Origin of the sequence: Halalkalibacter wakoensis JCM 9140, from assembly GCF_000513095.1 — a bacterium.
In the GTDB taxonomy this organism is placed as follows: domain Bacteria; phylum Bacillota; class Bacilli; order Bacillales; family Bacillaceae_D; genus Halalkalibacter; species Halalkalibacter wakoensis.
Genome location: NZ_BAUT01000068.1, coordinates 1 through 19,868, shown reverse-complemented (window position 1 = coordinate 19,868; position 19,868 = coordinate 1). Strand labels below are relative to the sequence as shown.

Below are 19,868 nucleotides of genomic sequence, written 5' to 3'. Positions count from 1 at the left end.
AGTCTAAAAGCATTCCATTACGGAATGCTTTTTTGTTTGAATAAAAGTAGATAGAAGTTGACGAGCTTTGTTCCAAGGGGGCAGAGCTCGTCTTCAATGAGTCGATGGTAAAAGAGCGAATGGTTCTTGAAAAACAACTTGTACCTCTCTGAAAGGCCTCTAGACAATAAAATAATCCAACTGGACAATAAACAGCTCGAACTGGACAATAAATCTTCCATTCCCGACAATAAATCATTCAAACTGGACAATAAATTGTAATTATCTTTTGTTTTCACTGTAGTTCAAGATGAAAATTCTTACCAATCATAAAAAAAGCCGCATGTTTAGCGGCTTTAGTGTTCTTTTTTTTATTATTTAGCATTTCGAGGAGGCTTATTTGTTGGGTGAATAGCTTTTTCTAGCTCCTCTGCTGCTATTACATTATCGACAGTATCACTATTTGGCTTGCCTTTTTGGCTGTAGCTTTATCACGCTTTTGGCTCATATTTCAACCTCCTATCAAATATTCTCCTAATTAAGGTCGCTTAAAGATAAGTATTTTATTCATAACTGCTAGCAATTCTAAGAAATCCAATGATTTCAGTCACCTAACCGTTTGCTCTGGTATGGTGGTACATAATTATGCGAACATTGACTAACTATGTAACAAAAAAGCAAAGGTATCTGTTTACACCCCAGGAGGTGTATATGCAGGAGGTAGTTTCGCCCATCCTCTTTTTCTCATCTTTGTTTTTAAGGTTGCTCCAAAAATAGCTGCTTCATTAAAGAAGCGAACGTACATCGCACCAATATCCGTTCGGACACCCTCTGTAGCTGCAAGGGAAGCTTTCGTTGTCATTGCAAGAATTTTCATTGCTAGCCCGTTTGAAATTTCATCATCTGTGAGCTTTACTCCTGGTGGGATGTCATGATTACTCGTAAAGGGCTTTGGTTCAGAAACTGGAGGTAATGTGAGGCCTTCTTTTCTCATTAGTCTCTCTGTTTCCTTTGCTTGTTCCTGACAGAGTTTAATTGCATCTTTTAGAATACCTTTTAATTCGTCGTCACTTGTCGTGTTTAGACCAGCTTCTTCAAAAGCGATCGCTTCCATCACGATGCCATAATATAGCCATGTATAGGAAGCTTCAATAATGTTAATAGGTGGTGTTGGCTCATCATCTGCAATGCTGTTAAATGTGTTTTTTATTGCTTCAATTATATTAGGCATAATTAGTCACCTCTCTTTTTGTTACGCTTAGTATATCCAATCACTGACAATGTATATTTAAGCTTGTATTCTTTTTTGTGTAAAATGTAACCAATTTTATTGGTTGTTTCTTCGTTAACTATTTTTTCTTAAACCAAAAATGAAAAAGTGGATAGGCACAATTAATTTGTAAATGAATAGATTAAAAGGGTAGATACGTATAAACAAAAGAAAGGTAGCCGATACTGAAGTCAGGGGTGATGGATATGCCGAAGACGAATATAATGAAAGTGCGGCTAGGAGATTGTTGCATGGTTTGTAACAAAAAACGAGCAGATGTCGGATTACGTGTACTTACTACTTTTATTTGTAATTCTTGTGAAGAACAGTTGGTTCAGATCAATGAAACAGATGAACAATATGACACATATGTAAAACAAATGAGAACTTTATCATCGAATTTTACTAGATAAAGAGGAAGTTGTCTCACAATAAGTTTTTGATCTTTTGCTACCCAAAAAATAGGGTAGTGTTAGAAAAGATCAGATGCTTATGAGGCAACTTCTTCTTTTTTATTTTTAAAATGGTTTTCGGTACAGTATCATAGTACATATATATTGTCTAGAAAAGGGGCCCATACAGTTGACTTCTGATTATATTCCTTTAATAAATGCCTTACGAAACCACAAACAATTAAATTCAACATCCTTTCATGTACCAGGCCATAAAAATGGGCTTTTTTTTCATTCATCGATTCTTGAAGATTTTCAAAACGTGTTAGCTTATGATGTAACGGAATTAGATGGATTAGATGATTTGCATGCCCCAAGTGGAGCCATTCTGGAAGCCCAAAAACAAGCGGCGCGTTTTTATGAAGTAGATGAAACCTTCTTCTTAGTTGGAGGATCTACAGTTGGAAACATTGCGATGATTTACGGTTCGTTTGAACGGGGAGATTATGTTTTCGTTCAACGTAACAGTCATAAGTCCATTTTTCATGCGTTACAAATAGCTGGATTAATACCAATCCTTTTACCTTCAGAGATCGATAACGAAACGGGACTAGCTGTTGGAATAACCGAACAAACGATCTATAAAGCTATCCAAATGTACCCAGAGGCAAAAGGAGTTGTCCTCACTTATCCTAATTATTATGGAGTTAGTTTGAATCTTGAAGCAACGATAGCTTGTGCTAAAAAACATAATTTGCTTGTATTAGTAGATGAGGCACATGCGGCTCACTTCACGATTGGATCTCCATTCCCACCTTCTACTCTAAAACAAGGAGCAGACGTGGTTGTCCAATCTGCACACAAAATGCTGCCGGCATTAACGATGAGTTCATTTTTACATTTGAATTATAAACAAATTGGCCCTATTAGGCATAATATAAAAGAAGCACTTGCCATGTTTCAATCAAGTAGCCCATCTTACTTGCTATTAGCTTCTTTAGATGCTGCTAGGGCATACACCGAAGAGCTATCAAAAGAAGAAATGCACGAAATCATAGCAGGAGTTCAAGCATTTAAAGAAGAATTAGCTACTATTAAACAACTTGAAGTCATAAATTGGCCAGAACGCTACCATTGTGATCCATTAAAAGTTACAATAAGGACAAAGACAAACCTTTCTGGCTTTGAACTTCAAAGCTTGTTTACAAACAATCATTTTTTTCCAGAGCTTGCTGATGAAAAACATGTGTTACTTGTTTTTGGGTTAGGAAAGATGCCTATCTCAACTAACATGGTTTCATCTCTACGAAAGTCGTTAGAAGGTTACGAGGTTGTTGAACAAGGGAACGAACAAGTACCAGCTATTACACCAACCATACAACTATTAGAATTACACGGGGCCGAAGTACGTCAAGCAAAGAAGAAGAAGGTATTGCTTGAACATGCAACTGGGTGCGTTGCAGCTGAAGCAATCATCCCTTATCCTCCAGGTATTCCTCTTGTTTTAGCGGGAGAACGATTGAGCAAAAGAGTAGTAGATGAAATAAAGCAATTAATGAAAGCAGGTGCCACTTTTCAACAGGAAAAGGATGTAAAAGAGGTAATGGTAATTGATTCGGAGGATGACAATGAGTAAAGGCATTTTTATAACAGTTGAAGGTGGAGAAGGGGCAGGTAAAACATCTGTTCTAGATAAAATAGAGATACAACTAGAAAGTGAAGGCTACGAGGTTGTTCGTACGAGAGAGCCTGGTGGTATTCGTATCGCAGAACAAATTAGAACCGTTATATTAGATATTTCTCATACAGAGATGGATAGTCGAACAGAAGCACTTCTTTATGCAGCGGCTAGAAGACAGCATTTAGTTGAAAAAGTAATTCCCGCACTTAAGGAAGGAAAAATTGTCCTTTGTGATCGTTTTCTTGATAGCAGTTTAGCCTATCAAGGGCATGCAAGAGGGATTGGATTTGAAGAAGTTAAATCCATTAATGAATTTGCAATTGAAGGTCATTTACCGGATTTAACATTGTTTTTTGATGTAGATCCAAAGACGGGGTTAACAAGAATTCAGAAAGATGATGAGCGAGAAGTGAATCGTCTTGATCAAGAGAAGCTAGACTTTCACGAACGTGTTCGAGAAGGCTATTTTAAGGTTATGGACGTCTATCCTGATCGTATTACGATTATCAATGCAAATCAAACAATTGAAGACGTGTACCAAGATGCAAAAAAAGAAATTCAACGCTTTATGGGTCGTAAATTTTCTGATTAAAGGAGCTGTTGTATCATGAAGTTAATTATGGCTGTCATACAAGATAAAGATAGTAATAGGCTATCAGATGCTTTAGTTAAAGCCGACTACCGAGCAACGAAGCTTGCTAGTACAGGGGGCTTCTTAAAAGCTGGAAATACAACATTTCTTATTGGAACAGAAGATGAGAATATTGAACATGTAATGGAAATCATTAAAGCAAACTGTCAAAGTCGAGATCAGCTCGTTGCACCAATATCCCCTATGGGAGGCAATGCTGATTCGTATGTTCCATATCCTGTGGAAGTGCAGGTTGGAGGGGCAACAGTATTTGTCTTACCTGTTGAACAGTTTGAGCAATTTTAAAGGTGTTGAGGATTATGCAAACATGGAATAAACTCAAAGAAATCCAACCAAGAATAACTGATTTACTCATGAAAACATTAAGAAAAGACCGACTTGCTCATGCTTACTTATTTGAAGGAAGCAAAGGAACAGGAAAGCGTGTAGTAGCTCTTCATTTAGCGAAGAGCTTCTTTTGCGAACAAAGAAATGACGAAAACCCTTGTTTGCAATGCTCAAATTGTAAGCGGATTGAACATGGTAATCACCCAGATGTTCATATGATTGAGCCAGATGGTCTTTCAATTAAAAAGCAACAAGTTGAGCATTTACAAAAAGAATTTTCATATCGCGGTGTGGAGTCTGCAAAAAAGGTGTACATTGTCGAACATGCTGACTTAATGACCGTTGGAGCTGCAAATAGCATTCTTAAGTTTTTAGAAGAGCCAGCAACTGAAACGCTAGCCATCCTTTTAACTGAACAAGGAAGCAAAGTGTTGCCGACCATTCATTCAAGAAGTCAACATATGTCGTTTTCTCCATTATCTAGAGAGAAATTTATGGACAAGCTTGTTCAAGATGGTAATTCTAGTGCAATTTCCAGTTTATTGGCTAGTTTAACAACAAGTTATGATGAAGCAGCAGCTCTATTAGAAGGAGATTGGATTGCGCAAGCACGAACCGTAGTGATACAATTGATGGAGGAGCTCTATACTAGACCAACTCAAGTACTCTTTACGTTACAAGAAAAGTGGTTGCCTCATTTCAAAGAAAAATCTCAGCTCTCGATAGGGTTGGATTTAATTCTATTATGGTTACGTGATCTACTTTTTACAAAGGTCGGAAAAGTTGACTCCTTAAGTTATCGTGATCAAGTTGATCTATTACAACAACAAGTTCTTACTAGTTCTCAGGATCGAATTAGCCAAAAGCTCTCTGCTGTATTAGTAGCGAAAAGACAGCTTCTAGCTAATGTAAATCCTCAACTCGTAATGGAAAAGTTGTTGCTTAATATACAGGAGGGATAAAGATTGCATCAAGTAGTCGGTGTCCGTTTCAAAAAAGCGGGCAAAATCTATTATTTCTCCCCTGGTTCGTTTCAGTTGGAGAAGGGAGAAACAGTCATTGTCGAAACGTCTAGAGGCGTTGAATTTGGCAAAGTCGTCATTGGTTCAAAAACAGTTGGCGAAAATGATGTGGTTCTTCCATTAAAGCAAGTCATTCGGATTGCGACAGAAAAAGATAAGTTAATTGTCCAAGAGAATGTAGAGCAAGCGCAAAGAGCGTTTGAAGTCTGTTCAGAGAAAATTGTTGAACATAAGCTAGATATGAAGCTTGTTGACGTTGAGTATACATTTGATCGAAATAAAGTATTGTTTTACTTTACAGCAGACGGGCGGATCGATTTTAGGGAATTAGTCAAAGACTTAGCAGCTGTTTTCCGTACGCGAATTGAGCTTCGTCAAATTGGTGTTCGGGATGAAGCGAAAATGCTAGGGGGAATTGGTCCTTGTGGACGAGTTCTTTGCTGCTCCTCCTTTTTAGGTGATTTCGAACCTGTTTCGATCAAAATGGCAAAAGATCAGAGTCTATCGTTAAACCCTGCCAAGATCTCTGGCTTATGTGGAAGGCTTATGTGTTGCCTAAAATATGAAAATGATATGTATGAGTCAGCGAAACAGGAACTGCCTGATGTTGGAAAACGTATCAAAACGCCTGAAGGTAAAGGCAAGGTAGTCGGCTTAAATTTATTAGAACGAGTGATTCAGGTCGAATTAATGGAAGGTGAGCGTATTGTTGAGTTCACAATGGATGAACTTATGAAGAAAGAAGGCGTGCCGACTGAAGCCACAGAATAACGGGGTGGGAGCATCGTGGACAAAAAAGCAATTTTTACACAGGTAAGCCAACTAGAAGAACGGCTAGGGGAATTGCATCATGAGTTGCGAGGATTAAAAGAACAGTTGGCCTACCTAATAGAAGAAAATCATTACCTTCATATTGAAAATGAAAACCTACGTGATCGTCTTGAAGCTCAAGAAGAAGTTGAGAGTGAAGGGAAGAAACAAGAGGCAAGTGTGAAAAAGTCATTTGTCGGAGAGGGTTATGATAATTTAGCAAGGTTATATCAAGAAGGGTTCCATGTATGTAATACTCATTATGGGAGTATTCGATCAGATGGGGATGACTGCTTATTTTGTTTATCTTTTTTACATCAGAAATAAAATGAGCATGATATAAATAGTAAAAAGGGGACAGATCTTACGGTTTAGTAAAAGGTCTGTCTTTCTTTCTATAAAAAGGAGTGCACAAATAGCGTGAATATACTTGAAGGAGAACGAGTCGACTATATAGCTGGAACAAATTTAAAGGTTCTTCAAAGTCCAGATGTTTTCTCCTTTTCCATTGATGCCATTCTTCTCGGTAGATTTGTTTCTGTACCGATTCAAAAGGGTCAAATTCTTGATTTATGTACAGGAAATGCAGTGATTCCCCTTTTACTAACCATGCGATCAAAGGCAAACATCATCGGTGTTGAGATTCAATCTCGCCTTGCAAATATGGCCATTCGTTCAATCGAAATGAATGAATTACATAATCAGATTCAAATAATTGAATCGGACCTTACCAAAATGCCAACTGAAATGAATCGTTCCTCTTTTGATGTGGTTACGTGTAACCCTCCTTATTTTGAGACCGTAACGGAGCATGAAAAGAATCGGAACGAGCACTTGGCAATTGCAAGACATGAAATTTACTGTACGTTAGATGATGTGATTCGGGTGAGTAGTCAAAATGTAAAACAAAAGGGGAAAGTGGCCATTGTTCATAGACCTGAACGATTGACAGACATCATGAATACAATGCGCGTACATCGAATCGAACCAAAACGCATTCAATTCGTTCACCCTAAAGAGAAAAAAGATGCAAATATGGTATTAGTTGAAGGGATAAAAGATGGAAAGCCAGGAGTGACTTGTCTACCTCCGATCATTGTCTATCATAATGACGGCAACTATACGAAGTCATTTCGGTCAATCTATGAAGGAAACGAATAAGAAGGGATAAGATGATGAACCAACAAATTAGTTTTAGTGAAAGCAACGAAGGCATTCTTTATTTAATTCCAACACCTATTGGCAACCTTGAGGATATGACGTTTCGAGCTGTTCGGTTATTAAAAGAAGTCGACATTGTTGCAGCAGAGGATACGAGACAAACGAGGAAGCTTTTCAACCATTTTGAAATTGAGACACCACTTGTTAGTTATCATGAACACAATAAACGAAAAGCAGGAGAAGGGTTAATTCATGACATCAAGCAAGGGAAACAAGTAGCTCTAGTTAGCGATGCCGGGATGCCTGCTATTTCTGACCCAGGGCAAGACCTTGTTCAAGAAGCATTAAAAGAGAAGTTAAAAGTTGTTGCTTTGCCTGGAGCGAATGCAGCACTAACAAGTTTAATTGCTTCAGGGCTTTCTACGGAGCAGTTTCAATTCGTTGGCTTCCTTCCTCGTCAAACGAAACAAAGACAAGCAGTTCTTGAGCAATTAAAAGGAAACGAAGCGACACTACTGTTTTATGAGTCGCCACATCGGATAAAAGAAACGATTGAGGCTCTACATAAAGTATTTGGTCCCCGTCACATTAGTATTAGTCGAGAACTAACGAAGAAATTTGAAGAATACAATCGTGGAACGTTAGAAGAGGCGCTTCAATGGTGTGAAACAGGAACCATTAAAGGGGAGTTTTGCCTCGTCGTCGAAGGTAACTTGAATCAGGAAGAGGAAGAAGATCAATGGTGGATCCCATTAACGTTGACGCAGCATGTGAATCATTATGTGGAAATTGGCATGACATCAAAAGAAGCCATTAAACAAGTAGCACGCGAACGAAACATCCAAAAACGCCTCGTCTACGCCGAGTATCACAGCTAGAGCAAAAAAGGCGGGTTGTGGAAAGTGCGACACGGGTTAAAATATGCACTTTCCTCGGGTCCGTTTGGTATGCTAAATTAAGTGGCTATCATGATATTTGCGGTGAATCGCAAGAGAATAATAAAGGTTTTAAATGAAAAGTGTAACAAGTTAAAGATAAGTAAAAGTAACCCTAGCAGGGGAATGACACGTAGACTCCTGCGGGACCAGTGACCCTTGTGTGAGACCCCGCAGGCGGCAGCCGAGGAGGCTCACCGGACACCCGCGGAAAGCGGAGTGTCATTCCCCTGCGGCAGTTAGGCACTTTTTCAGTGGCTCAAATAAGAGGTAGGAGTCGAGTGGCTTCCGCTCCATTTCACTATGAGAGTAAACGTTCGGCTTTATCTTTATTAAAAAAACAACAAAAAAGATAGCTCTCATTAACGAACCGCCAAAAATCTGTGGTTGAACGAATGGAAGCTACCTTTTTAGTTAATTATGCATTAGTTGAACGTGTCACGTAGTCTTGAAGTTCTTTAATGATTTCTTGTGCGCCTTGAGGGCTAAGGATGATTTTTCCGTTTGCAACAGAAAGATTCTCATCAGAAACTTCCCCTGTTACTTGGCAAGTCATGTTTGGTTTATATTTTTTTAAGATGATGCGATCGTTATCAACGTATATTTCAAGTGCATCCTTCTCGGCAATGTCTAATGTACGACGTAGTTCAATTGGAATAACTACTCGTCCTAACTCATCAACTTTACGAACAATACCAGTAGATTTCATTAATTGTGTCTCCTCTCAGACTGAAACAATTTATTTTTGCGTCATTATTCGACAATTTTCTATCTGTCTATAGAGTACCAGTGTTTCCAAATCAAGTCAATTAGTTTTTAAGCGTTTTTTAGAAAATTAATTGTTAATAAAAATCTGAAACATACTGATATATTGGGATTTTTAAAGAGAGGTGATAAAGAGTAATGTTGGAAGTGAACCCGAATCTTATAGAAAAATTGAAGAAAATGAATCAAAATCTAGAAGAAATTTACCAAAAAGGTCCTAGAGAGACTAACGAGATTCGACAAAAACTTTCTTTGGCTCATGCACAAATTCGACATATTTTACGATATTCGACAGAATCCTTGTTAACTTGGTTAAATGGAAGAGAAATAGCTGGAGTCGATGGTTCTGTGAATCAAACAAAAGGCGAGTCGCCACACATTCTTTATTTGTTCCAAGCTTTGGCCAAAACGACTAGTGGCAAACAAGTTCAAGCAACAGATCTCTACTCCCCGTTATTGGAAGAATTCGAGGATGACGAAACAACTCCTATGAAGTACCGCTCTCATTTGTTGGCTAAGTTGGAATTACAAGTTGCAACTCAATTGATTGAGGAGTATCCAGTGGCTCTTCTTCTTATGGATGGGGCATTGTACCATTACCGGATTGATGCACCAGATGAATGGGACGTTTTAAGGAAGAAAGCCATTGAAAAAGAAGTGCTGCTTGTAGGGGTTTCTGAAGAAATTACAACAGAAAATTTAATTAAGCTAGACCCTTTTTCTACATATAAATCTCAGCCCCATACGTATGATCGGGACGTCTTGTTTGGAGTTTTACAGCAAGAAGAGATGGTGTATATAGAACAAATTCAAAGCAAGGCTGGCTTACAATCCGTATGGGTGAGATTATCAAGTGATCCTGCTATAACGGGATTTGATGTGTTAGAGGAACAAGCTTCCTTTAAAGAAGAAATAGCGAGTGTTTTACTTACCCTTACTCCTAAAGGTGGAAGAGGCATTCCCCTTTGGCTAGATCATATTGATCGTGAGGTTAGAGTTACGGATAAACTCGTTGATGCACTAATCGAACAATACATAAGCCCAGAGCTACGAATGAAGTTCTTTGAGAAGAAAAGAGGATTTAGACCCTATTAATCATCTTTGGTAAGGAGGAGAGCGAATGCAAATTGTTGGTGTTACGACTCAACATGAAGTCTATGTTGCATCAAAAGAGCATAAATTTCGGATGAACGAAATGCTTGTAATAGAAGATGTTTCCTTGTATCAACCAAAAGGGGAAGTTGTTGAGACTTTTTCTTATAATCGTTATATTCCGATGGGGTTTGATAAAGGAATTGCAGATGATCAAGTATTAAAAACGTTAGAGCATATTGGTTATGACATAGGAGCAGATGACATTCATTTAGCAAAAGTACGTTTATTTGAAGAAGCCGTCCAGCCTATTCAAACAGGTGCTGCTGTGCGTCATCCACACTTTGACGAGATTTCGGATTTGTTAGTCAAAACAGCACCTGATGATGGACTTGTATTAGGAGAAGTGAAATCAACAGATTTTATAAGTGAAACCTTACCTCCATCGCTTAAGGGTTTGTTGCACATTCATGACCATGATGGGTTGAGAGAACAAAACGGTGTCCCTTTTATTTTTGATATCAGAGCGATGCAGCAATATCCGCATATTGGGGTTTTCGGTGGTTCAGGGTCAGGAAAATCGTTTGGTTTACGAGTCATGTTGGAAGAATTAATGAAGCTACAAATTCCAACTCTCGTATTTGATCCTCATTTTGAGATGAATTTTGCAACGGAGGCATTGGATACAAAAGGGGTCATTTCCTACCGAGAACGTTATACAGTCGTTCAAATTGGACAAGATGTTGGGGTCGACTTTTCCGCATTATCGACAAGAGATGTCGAACGGTTATTATCGGCAGCGGGCTCATTGACTGAATCGATGGTCAATGTCATTCAATCTGTCCATAAACGAAAGGATAGTTATCAGTCCTTTAGTGACCGAATTGCTAACTTAGCTGAGGCGTTAGAAATGGGTAAGCAAAAGGTTGAGGCTATGGTCAATGATGGTGGGATGTCTCGGGATGAGCTTGCTCGGTTTTCAACATTTCGAAAATTATTAGATCAGTATGGGAGCCTACCACTCGCTTCTGTGAAAGGAATTTCGTGGCGTGTTCATCGTCTGTATCAAGCTGGTTTGTTTCAACAAAATATTCGAGCGATCGAGCAAGGGATTCATGCAGGTAAGTTGGTAGTCATTCAAGGCCCAGTCTGGCTGTTGCAAGTATTTTCTAGTTATGTGATTGGGGCATTGTATGGAAAGCGTCGTTCTTTTCGGGATGCCAAGCTTCAACAAAAACAAGGAGAGTTTTTCCCGCCATTTGTCGTTGTTACAGATGAAGCTCATAATTTTGCTCCAAAAGGATATGATGCACCAGCTAAAACCGTATTAAAAGAAATTGCGCAAGAAGGTAGAAAGTATGGAGTCTTTCTAATCTTTGCCACGCAGCGCCCAACATTATTAGATGAAACCATTACCGCTCAGTTAAATTCGAAGTTTGTGTTCCGAACGGTCCGCGGGACAGATATTCAGACGATTAAAGAAGAAACGGATTTAACACACGATGAAGGAAAACGTCTGCCATATCTACGTTCAGGAGATGTGTTTGTTTCCTCAGCTATTATGGGACGGACCATGGCGATTCGTATTCGCATGGCTCATTCAGCAAGCCCGCATACATTAAACCCGTTTGATGAGTTAAAAAAAATGAAGCAACAAGATTCAGAGCACTTGTTAAAAGCACTTGATCGTTATTTTCCCTTAGCTGAAATGAACATCATGACACATTTAACAAAATTAAATGAAGAGGCAGAGAAAAATTGGGATGTACAGACGTGGAAGAGGGAGCTAGATCGGTTGAGTAGTGAAGGAGTAATCAAAAAGGAGAAAACACCATTTGCTACAATGTACAACCGTGCTTGACTAGATACACTGAATTAGGTATATTTTGGTTAGAATTTTGACATGATAGAAATGTATATATGTCTTTATTAAAAGCTGTTTTCGTATATATTGTTGATTTGGATTATCGTTTAAGTGAAATGGAGCGGAAGTCACTCGACACCTCCTTGCGGGTGTGAGTGGCTGCAGCGCAATGGAACGAACACGTCACTTCCACCTAACCTTAACAAAAAAATGCGAAAACAAAATTTTAAAAAAATATAAATAACGAGTCCAATGAAGGGATGAGTACAGCTATAGATGTATAGGTAGCATGATGCTATGCAGAGAGCCGGGGGAGCTGGGAACCGGTATAGATCTTAGTTGGAAGATGGTCCTGGGAGGAATTTGCTTTCGAGTGTTTACATAAGGGAGTAACGTAGCTGGCGTTAACAGACGAAGTTATTGACTTCATGAGCCTTTTTATTGTGAAATAAGAAGGGAAATTTGGGTGGTACCACGTGAGATGCTCTCGTCCCGATCGATGAGGGCTTTTTGTATTGTTTTTTACTAAGAGGAGGAATCATTATGACAGATCAGAAGAAGACTTTTTATTTAACAACGCCAATTTATTACCCAAGTGATAAACTACACATTGGTCATGCTTATACAACTGTAGCAGGAGATGCTATGGCACGTTATAAGCGTCTTCGTGGCTATGATGTTCGTTTCTTAACGGGAACGGATGAACATGGTCAAAAAATTGAAACGAAAGCGGCAGAGAAAGGGCAAACACCTCAAGAGTTTACCGATCAGATTGTTGCAGGAATTCAAGAACTTTGGAAGAAGTTAGATGTCTCATATGATGATTTTATTCGTACGACAGAGGAGCGCCACAAAAAAGTGGTTGAACAAATTTTTGAGCGCTTACTTGAAAAAGGAGACATTTATTTAGATGAGTATGAAGGTTGGTATTCAATTCCGGATGAAACGTTTTATACTGAGCGTCAATTAGTTGACCCGATTAAAAACGACAACGGAGAAATCATTGGTGGAAAGAGCCCTGATAGTGGGCATCCAGTTGAAAAAGTTCGCGAGCAATCGTACTTTTTCAAAATGAGTAATTATGCGGACAGATTGTTACAGTTTTATGAAGAAAATCCTACGTTTATTCAACCTGAATCTCGTAAAAATGAAATGATTAACAATTTTATCAAGCCAGGTCTTGAAGATCTAGCGGTTTCACGTACGTCTTTTAAATGGGGTGTACAAGTTCCAAGTAATCCAAAGCATGTTGTTTACGTTTGGATTGATGCGTTATCGAACTATATAACAGCTCTTGGTTATGGAACAGATAATGATGAGCTGTATCAAAAATATTGGCCAGCAGATGTGCATTTAGTCGGGAAAGAAATTGTTCGATTCCATACGATTTATTGGCCAATTATGTTAATGGCCCTTGACTTGCCACTTCCGAAGAAAGTATTCGGTCATGGATGGTTGTTAATGAAAGATGGCAAAATGTCGAAGTCAAAGGGAAATGTTGTCGATCCTGTCCCGCTCATTGATCGTTACGGACTTGATGCTCTTCGTTATTACTTGTTACGGGAAGTGCCATTTGGGTCAGATGGTGTTTTTACACCAGAAGGCTTTGTAGAGCGTGTTAATTATGATCTAGCGAACGATTTAGGAAACTTATTAAATCGAACTGTCGCGATGATTAACAAATACTTCGGTGGTGAAATGCCAGCGTATGTAAAGGATGCAACGCCGTTTGATGCTCCATTAGTTGATCTTGTCGAGGCAACCGTTACAAAAGTAGAAAATGCAATGGAAGAAATGGAGTTCTCTGTAGCGCTCACAGCAATCTGGCAATTAATTAGTCGAACAAATAAATACATCGATGAGACACAACCATGGATGTTAGCGAAGGATGAAACAAAGAAAGAAGAGCTAGGTTCGGTTATGTATCATTTAGCTGAATCTCTACGACAAGTCTCGATTATGATTCAACCGTTTATGACAGAGGCACCAAAACGTATCTGGCAGCAATTAGGACTGACAAGTGATGTAACAGAATGGTCTTCACTTCAAACATTTGCTCAAATACCAAGTGGAACAACGGTTGAAAAAGGAGAACCTATATTCCTCGTCTTGATATGGAAGAGGAAGTTGCACATATCAAGGAAATGATGGGTGGTTCATCTAAAAAAGTTGAGGAAGAAGTACCTGAAGTTGATGAAAATGAAATTACGATTGATGACTTCACAAAAGTTGAGTTACGTGTAGCGGAAGTGCTTGAGGCAGAGCCTGTTAAAGGAGCAGACCGCCTGTTAAAAATTCAACTGGATCTTGGTTACGAAAAGAGACAAGTTGTTTCTGGTATCGCTAAGTTTTATTCTCCAGAAGATTTAGTCGGAAAAAAAGTAATTTGTGTAACGAATTTAAAACCGGTTAAGTTGCGTGGGGAATTGTCTCAAGGAATGATTTTAGCAGGATCAAAAGGAAAGAAGCTGCAGCTGGCAACCATTGATGGAAACTTGCCAAATGGAGCTCAAGTAAAATAAAGAAGGCTAGAGCACTAGCAAGTGGTTTAAAGCAGACCCTTTGCAGTGCTTTTCCTCTTATCATGATGATGAAAGGACATAAAAAATGTTATTTGATACACATGTGCATTTAAACGCCGATCAATTTGATGAAGATGTAAATGACGTCATTGAGCGAGCAAAAAAAGCTGGCGTAGAATATATGGTCGTTGTAGGGTTTGATGAAAAGACAATTAACCGTGCGATCGATTTAGTTAAAAATCATGATTTTTTGTATGCAGCTGTTGGCTGGCATCCAGTTGATGCCATTGATATGACAGATGACCACTTACAATGGCTTGAAGAGTTAAGTTCGCATCCAAAAGTAGTTGCCCTTGGGGAAATGGGCTTGGACTATCATTGGGATAAGTCACCTAAAGATGTACAAAAAGAAGTATTTCGGAAACAAATTCGTTTAGCCAGAAAGGTCAACTTGCCAATCATTATTCACAATCGGGAAGCTGATCGGGATATTGTTGCTATTTTGAAAGAAGAAGATGCCAAAGATATAGGTGGCATCATGCATTGTTTTGGTGGTAGTGTCGAAATTGCAAATGAATGTTTAGCTATGAATTTTCATATATCTCTTGGAGGACCGGTTACATTTAAGAATGCCAAGCGTCCGAAACAAGTGGCTCAAGCGATTCCAATCGACCGACTTTTAATTGAAACAGATTGTCCGTATTTAGCACCACATCCATTCCGTGGAAAGCGAAATGAGCCTGCTTATGTTAAACTTGTTGCCGAACAAATAGCCGAATTACGTGAAATCGATTTTGAGCAGGTTGCTAGGCAAACAACAGCTAATGCAAAAAAATTATTTGGCATTTCTTGATAGCAAATAATCTTTTTTTTGACGAAGCTTGTCTAACGTTAGAATGATTCGAATTAGTTCTACAAACTTTGGTAGATGCATAAAGTGGACTTGTCGATAAGTTTTTGTTTTCTTTGTTTGTGATTTCATGGATAATGAGGTCAATGCGGCAAATAACAAAAATTAGTGAGTTGACAAAAGGAGGTACAGTGTTTATAATTCGGACGTTGAGAAGGAGGAATTCATTGAGATGGAAACAAACAGGAGCCAACTCCTTCCTGCTGTAAGTTTTAGGAAAAAGTTGGTCATCTCCGTTATCAGTCTCATACTCTTTGGAGGCGTGATTACTTACGCTGTATACGAGGCGACAAAAGCAACCGTAACAATTTCGATTGATGGAGAAGATGTTACTGTGCAGACACATGCATCTACCGTTGCTGAACTGATGAAGGAGCAAGAATGGGAAGTCCAAGACTATGATTCGTTAGAACCTGGGTTGGAAACAGAGATAACAGGGAACTTAGAAATTACCTGGGATCAAGCTAAGAAAGTCTTTGTCACAATCGGTGGTCATGAGGAACCAGTATGGACAACTGCTGATGATGTCGAGCAACTCATACAAGAATTAGAAATTACTTTTAACGAAGAAAGAGATTTAATTGAGCCAGCATTAAGTGAAGAGATTACAGATAGAATGAATGTACTCTATGAATCTGCCTTTCAAGTTGAGCTTACTAGTGACGGTGAACAACATGAATTATGGACAACTTCGACGACTGTCGCTGACTTTTTAGAGAGAGAGAGTGTTACCTTAGGTGAGCTTGATCGCGTTGAGCCAGGATTAGAAACTAGGCTTGACCGTGAATCAGAGATTCAAGTAATACGTGTAGAAAAAGTCACCGATGTGGTGGAAGAGTCAGTTCCTTTTGGAACAGTGACACGAAAAGATAATCAGTTACGATCTGGTAAAGAAGAAGTTGTTCAATCTGGTGAAGAAGGAACAGTCAATAAACATTATGAAGTCGTTCTAGAAGATGGCGAAGAAGTCTCGCGTGAACTTGTTAAGACTGAAACGGTTAAAGACAGCAAGGACCGTATCGTTGCAATTGGAACTCAACCAGCACCTACTGTATCTCGTGGGTCGAGTTCTAGTAGTTCAAGTGATTCTGCTCCAAGTAGTGGACGGACGTTAAGAGTAACAGCTACTGCATACACCGCAGGATGCAGTGGTTGTAGCGGAATTACAGCTACAGGTATTAATTTAAATAATAACCGAAATATGAAAGTTATTGCCGTTGACCCGAATGTCATCCCTTTAGGTACTCGCGTTCATGTTGAAGGATATGGAAATGCGATTGCTGGAGATACGGGCGGTGCGATTAATGGAAACAAAATTGATGTACACGTTCCAACGAGATCTGAAGCACTCGCCTGGGGCAATCGAACGGTTACAGTGACAATTTTAGATTAATCTAACACAGGGTGGGAGAGAACCCTGTGTTTTTTTGTTATAATACTTTTTTAAGTCTCTTGTCATACATAGTTTGTTTTTTAAATCATTTTCCGGCTAAACTAGAATGAGTTCATTTATTATAGGGGATTGTTATGAAAATAAAAGAGATTATTGTGGTAGAAGGCAAAGATGATACAGTAGCCATAAAAAGGGCTGTGGATGCCGATACAATTGAAACAAATGGATCAGCAGTAAGTGAGAGTGTCCTACAACAAATTGCTCTTGCAGCAGAGCGTCGAGGTGTAATTGTGTTAACAGACCCAGATTATCCTGGAGAACGCATTCGCCGAATTATTAGTGAACGTGTTCCACAGTGTATTCATGCTTTCATATCTAAAAAAGAAGCTATTTCTAAAAAGAAAGATGATTTAGGGGTTGAAAATGCAACTCCTGAAGCGATAAGAGAGGCGCTTTGCCATGCTAAACAAGAAGAACATGAGCAAGTGGAGATTATAGATTGGCAGGATTTACACGCGGCTGGACTCATTGCTGGGGCTAAGTCAAAGCAAAGGAGAGAGCGGTTAGGGGATATTCTACACATTGGCTATTCAAATGGAAAGCAGTTACACAAACGATTGCAGAAGTTTCGAATATCAGCCGATGAATTTAAAGAAGCAATTGAACGAGTGTATGAGGAGGAACAAAATTTATGATGAAAGATATCGCAACACCAGCCCGTACAAAAGAAATATTAAATAAATATGGATTTAGTTTCAAAAAAAGCTTAGGACAAAACTTCTTAATTGATACAAATGTCCTTCGCAATATCGTTGATGCGGCATCCGTTTCAGAAAAAACGGGTGTTATTGAAGTGGGACCGGGAATTGGTGCATTAACAGAGCAATTAGCGAAGCGAGCAAAAAAAGTGGTCTCGTTTGAGATCGACCAACGGCTTCTCCCTGTCCTTGATGAGACGCTCGCACCCTACGACAATGTAACCATTATTCATTCGGATGTGTTAAAAGCAAATATTCATGAGGCCATCAAAGAGAATTTTCAAGATGTTGATGACATTATGGTTGTTGCTAACTTGCCTTATTATGTCACTACACCAATTTTGATGAAGTTATTAGAAGAGCACTTGCCAATCCGTGGAATTGTCGTCATGATTCAAGCTGAAGTGGCTGATCGAATTGCAGCAAAGCCAGGAACGAAAGACTATGGCGCATTATCGATTGCTGCTCAATATTTTGCAGAAGCAGAACGTGTATTAACGGTTCCAGCCACAGTGTTTGTTCCGCAACCAAGAGTAGATTCGGCTGTACTACGTTTAACGATTCGGAAGGAACCGGCTGTAAATGTGTCAGATGAGAGTTATTTCTTTCAAGTGTTCCATGCGTGTTTTGCAAACCGAAGAAAAACCATTTTAAACAACTTGGTTCATAACCTAGGGCCAAAAGAAAGAAAACCGGAGATCGAGGAGGCTTTGGATGAAGCTGGAATTGATCCGAAACGAAGAGGAGAAACATTATCGTTAGAAGAATTCGCAGCTCTATCTGAATCTCTTTTAAAAAGATTTCCAAGATCTTAGCACAAAAGCCCTCTTTTCCACATAATTTAAGTGGAGAGGAGGCGTGGCAATGAAATTAAAAAAAGGGGATATCGTCGCTCGCCTTTCGTATCAGTGTGATTTGTTATTTAGGGTAGTAGAAGTCTTTCCTGAATACGTGGAACTTGCCGGAGAAGATATGCGACTACTTGCTGATGCCCCGCTAAAGGATGTTGTCATCGTTTCTGAAAAGGATCGAACAGCGCATGAAAAAAAAGCGAGAGAGCTTGAGGAAAAACTCTTATCTGCTCTTTAGGCAAGATGCGAAACTGATGAAGCAACGTGGAGATTTCCAAGTCACATCCGGATACAAGAGCGAATCAAATTATTTTGAATTAAGAGGGCGCGTTCTTCATATTGATGGAGATGGCCTTTACCTTCGTAAATGTACAGAACTATATAACAAACTAGGGGTTCCGGTTTATGGGGTTCATCTTCCTGAGAAAGAAATGCCTGAACAAATTGGATCTTTGTTAGAAATGGTTCAACCTGACATTGTTGTTGTGACAGGTCACGATGCTTACTTAAAAGCAAAAGGTGAACAAGAGGATTTGAGGTCCTACCGTAATACAAAATATTTCGCTGAATGCGTTCGAATTGCGCGCAAACACTCTTGGCATCGAGATGATCTTATTGTGTTTGCTGGTGCTTGTCAATCACACTTTGAAACGTTAATAAAAGCTGGTGCCAACTTTGCAAGTTCACCTGAACGAATAAATATTCATGCCCTTGATCCGGTTTATATTGCCTCAAGGATTAGCCTCACGTCTTTTATGGATCGTGTGAGCCTTTCCGAGGTATTGCGAAATACGATTACCGGGGAACAAGGCCTTGGTGGTATCGAAACAAAAGGTGTTATGCGGCGTGGAATGCCCATGAAATACGAGTAATTTACAAATGACTTTGGATTGGTCGGAAAAGGGACCTATTCAAAGTCATTTTTTTAGTTAGGCCACTGAAAAATTCCTAACCGCCGCAAGGGAATGACACTTCGCTTTCCGCGGGAGTCTCCGTGTCAATCCCCTGCTAGGGTTACTTTTCTTATCTTACAACTTTGTATATATTTGAGCTTATTTTGTATAGATTTAAAAAAGGAACACCAGTCAAAGGGTTAATTAGTAAAATAAGTTCTTTTTCTAAAGCATGCTCTTCTAAATGAGTAATGGAGCGAAAGCCACTCGACTCCTGTAGAAAATAGGGCGAGGCTACTGGAAAAGTGCTTAACCGCCGCAGGGGAATGACACTCCGCTTTCCGCGGGTGCCCGGTGAGCCTCCTCGGCAGTCGCCTGCGGGGTCTCACACGTGGGTCACTGCTCCCGCAGGAGTCTCCGTGTCATTCCCCTGCTAGGGTTACTTTTACTATCTTAAAATGTATTTATTTAATTCTGTATATAAATTAAAATAAGGAACCACCAAAAGTGGACATGTTTTTACGCCACCCTTTGTTGAGTCTTTTTCTCTCATAAAATGATTATTTCTCTAAGTGAAATGGAGCGGAATCC

The 19,868-nt window shown here is 39.3% G+C and carries 17 protein-coding genes and 2 pseudogenes; 17 read left to right on the top strand and 2 right to left on the bottom strand.

The features are described 5' to 3' along the window. Positions 1-670: 670 nt before the first annotated feature. Positions 671-1,210: a DUF3231 family protein gene (locus tag JCM9140_RS17850; RefSeq protein WP_034749725.1), complete on the bottom strand. Its 540-nt coding sequence runs from the start codon at positions 1,208-1,210 to the stop codon at positions 671-673. 245 nt (positions 1,211-1,455) lie between these two features. On the opposite strand from JCM9140_RS17850, the gene JCM9140_RS23320 reads away from it, so the two are divergent. The 9 genes from JCM9140_RS23320 (at position 1,456) to rsmI (ending at position 8,172) form a co-directional block, all read left to right on the top strand. Continuing rightward, positions 1,456-1,662 carry a sigma factor G inhibitor Gin gene (locus tag JCM9140_RS23320; RefSeq protein ID WP_162232211.1) on the top strand — a complete coding sequence of 69 codons (207 nt, stop codon included), beginning with the start codon at positions 1,456-1,458 and terminating at the stop codon, positions 1,660-1,662. Positions 1,663-1,831: 169 nt separating this feature from the next. Next, positions 1,832-3,277: an aminotransferase class I/II-fold pyridoxal phosphate-dependent enzyme gene (locus tag JCM9140_RS17840; RefSeq protein WP_034749722.1), complete on the top strand. Its 1,446-nt coding sequence runs from the start codon at positions 1,832-1,834 to the stop codon at positions 3,275-3,277. Further along, positions 3,270-3,914 carry a dTMP kinase gene (tmk, locus tag JCM9140_RS17835; protein WP_034749719.1) on the top strand — a complete coding sequence of 215 codons (645 nt, stop codon included), beginning with the start codon at positions 3,270-3,272 and terminating at the stop codon, positions 3,912-3,914. Before JCM9140_RS17840 ends, tmk begins: the two co-directional genes overlap by 8 nt. Positions 3,915-3,929: 15 nt before the next feature. Next, complete coding sequence (gene darA / locus JCM9140_RS17830) at positions 3,930-4,259, top strand: cyclic di-AMP receptor DarA (protein ID WP_034749716.1); 330 nt, start codon at positions 3,930-3,932, stop codon at positions 4,257-4,259. 14 nt (positions 4,260-4,273) lie between these two features. Next, positions 4,274-5,263: a DNA polymerase III subunit delta' gene (gene holB / locus JCM9140_RS17825; protein WP_034749714.1), complete on the top strand. Its 990-nt coding sequence runs from the start codon at positions 4,274-4,276 to the stop codon at positions 5,261-5,263. Positions 5,264-5,266: 3 nt separating this feature from the next. After that, positions 5,267-6,094 (top strand): PSP1 domain-containing protein, encoded by an 828-nt coding sequence (locus JCM9140_RS17820; RefSeq protein WP_034749711.1) that lies wholly within the window; start codon positions 5,267-5,269, stop codon positions 6,092-6,094. A gap of 15 nt (positions 6,095-6,109) precedes the next feature. Beyond that, positions 6,110-6,460: a DNA replication initiation control protein YabA gene (gene yabA / locus JCM9140_RS17815; RefSeq protein ID WP_034749709.1), complete on the top strand. Its 351-nt coding sequence runs from the start codon at positions 6,110-6,112 to the stop codon at positions 6,458-6,460. Positions 6,461-6,553: 93 nt separating this feature from the next. Further along, positions 6,554-7,294 carry a tRNA1(Val) (adenine(37)-N6)-methyltransferase gene (locus JCM9140_RS17810; RefSeq protein WP_034749706.1) on the top strand — a complete coding sequence of 247 codons (741 nt, stop codon included), beginning with the start codon at positions 6,554-6,556 and terminating at the stop codon, positions 7,292-7,294. A 14-nt stretch (positions 7,295-7,308) separates the two neighbouring features. Then, on the top strand, positions 7,309-8,172 hold the full coding sequence (gene rsmI / locus JCM9140_RS17805; protein ID WP_034749727.1) for a 16S rRNA (cytidine(1402)-2'-O)-methyltransferase: 864 nt from the start codon (positions 7,309-7,311) through the stop codon (positions 8,170-8,172). Between the two features lie 475 nt (positions 8,173-8,647). Here the strand turns inward: rsmI and abrB are convergent, their stop codons facing one another. Beyond that, the gene (gene abrB, locus JCM9140_RS17800; RefSeq protein ID WP_034749704.1) at positions 8,648-8,938 is read right to left on the bottom strand and encodes a transition state genes transcriptional regulator AbrB; all 291 of its coding nucleotides are present in this window, start codon (positions 8,936-8,938) and stop codon (positions 8,648-8,650) included. A 194-nt stretch (positions 8,939-9,132) separates the two neighbouring features. On the opposite strand from abrB, the gene JCM9140_RS17795 reads away from it, so the two are divergent. The 8 genes and pseudogenes from JCM9140_RS17795 (at position 9,133) to yabG (ending at position 19,256) form a co-directional block, all read left to right on the top strand. Beyond that, entirely contained in the window at positions 9,133-10,089 is a 957-nt protein-coding gene (locus tag JCM9140_RS17795; protein WP_034749701.1) for a DNA double-strand break repair nuclease NurA, read from the top strand. 25 nt (positions 10,090-10,114) lie between these two features. Then, complete coding sequence (locus JCM9140_RS17790) at positions 10,115-11,947, top strand: ATP-binding protein (protein ID WP_034749698.1); 1,833 nt, start codon at positions 10,115-10,117, stop codon at positions 11,945-11,947. Between the two features lie 546 nt (positions 11,948-12,493). Further along, positions 12,494-14,472: pseudogene (gene metG, locus JCM9140_RS17785) on the top strand (methionine--tRNA ligase). Between the two features lie 85 nt (positions 14,473-14,557). Next, a complete protein-coding gene (locus tag JCM9140_RS17780; RefSeq protein WP_034749695.1) occupies positions 14,558-15,325 on the top strand; it encodes a TatD family hydrolase in 768 nt (255 codons plus the stop codon). A 229-nt stretch (positions 15,326-15,554) separates the two neighbouring features. Continuing rightward, positions 15,555-16,775, top strand: coding sequence for a resuscitation-promoting factor (locus JCM9140_RS17775; protein ID WP_034749692.1), 1,221 nt, complete (start codon positions 15,555-15,557; stop codon positions 16,773-16,775). A gap of 134 nt (positions 16,776-16,909) precedes the next feature. Further along, a complete protein-coding gene (gene rnmV / locus JCM9140_RS17770; RefSeq protein WP_034749688.1) occupies positions 16,910-17,470 on the top strand; it encodes a ribonuclease M5 in 561 nt (186 codons plus the stop codon). Further along, complete coding sequence (gene rsmA, locus JCM9140_RS17765) at positions 17,467-18,348, top strand: 16S rRNA (adenine(1518)-N(6)/adenine(1519)-N(6))-dimethyltransferase RsmA (protein ID WP_034749685.1); 882 nt, start codon at positions 17,467-17,469, stop codon at positions 18,346-18,348. The genes rnmV and rsmA overlap by 4 nt, the downstream gene beginning before the upstream one ends. Positions 18,349-18,397: 49 nt before the next feature. After that, positions 18,398-19,256 (top strand): annotated as a pseudogene (gene yabG, locus JCM9140_RS17760) (sporulation peptidase YabG). Positions 19,257-19,868 lie beyond the last annotated feature (612 nt).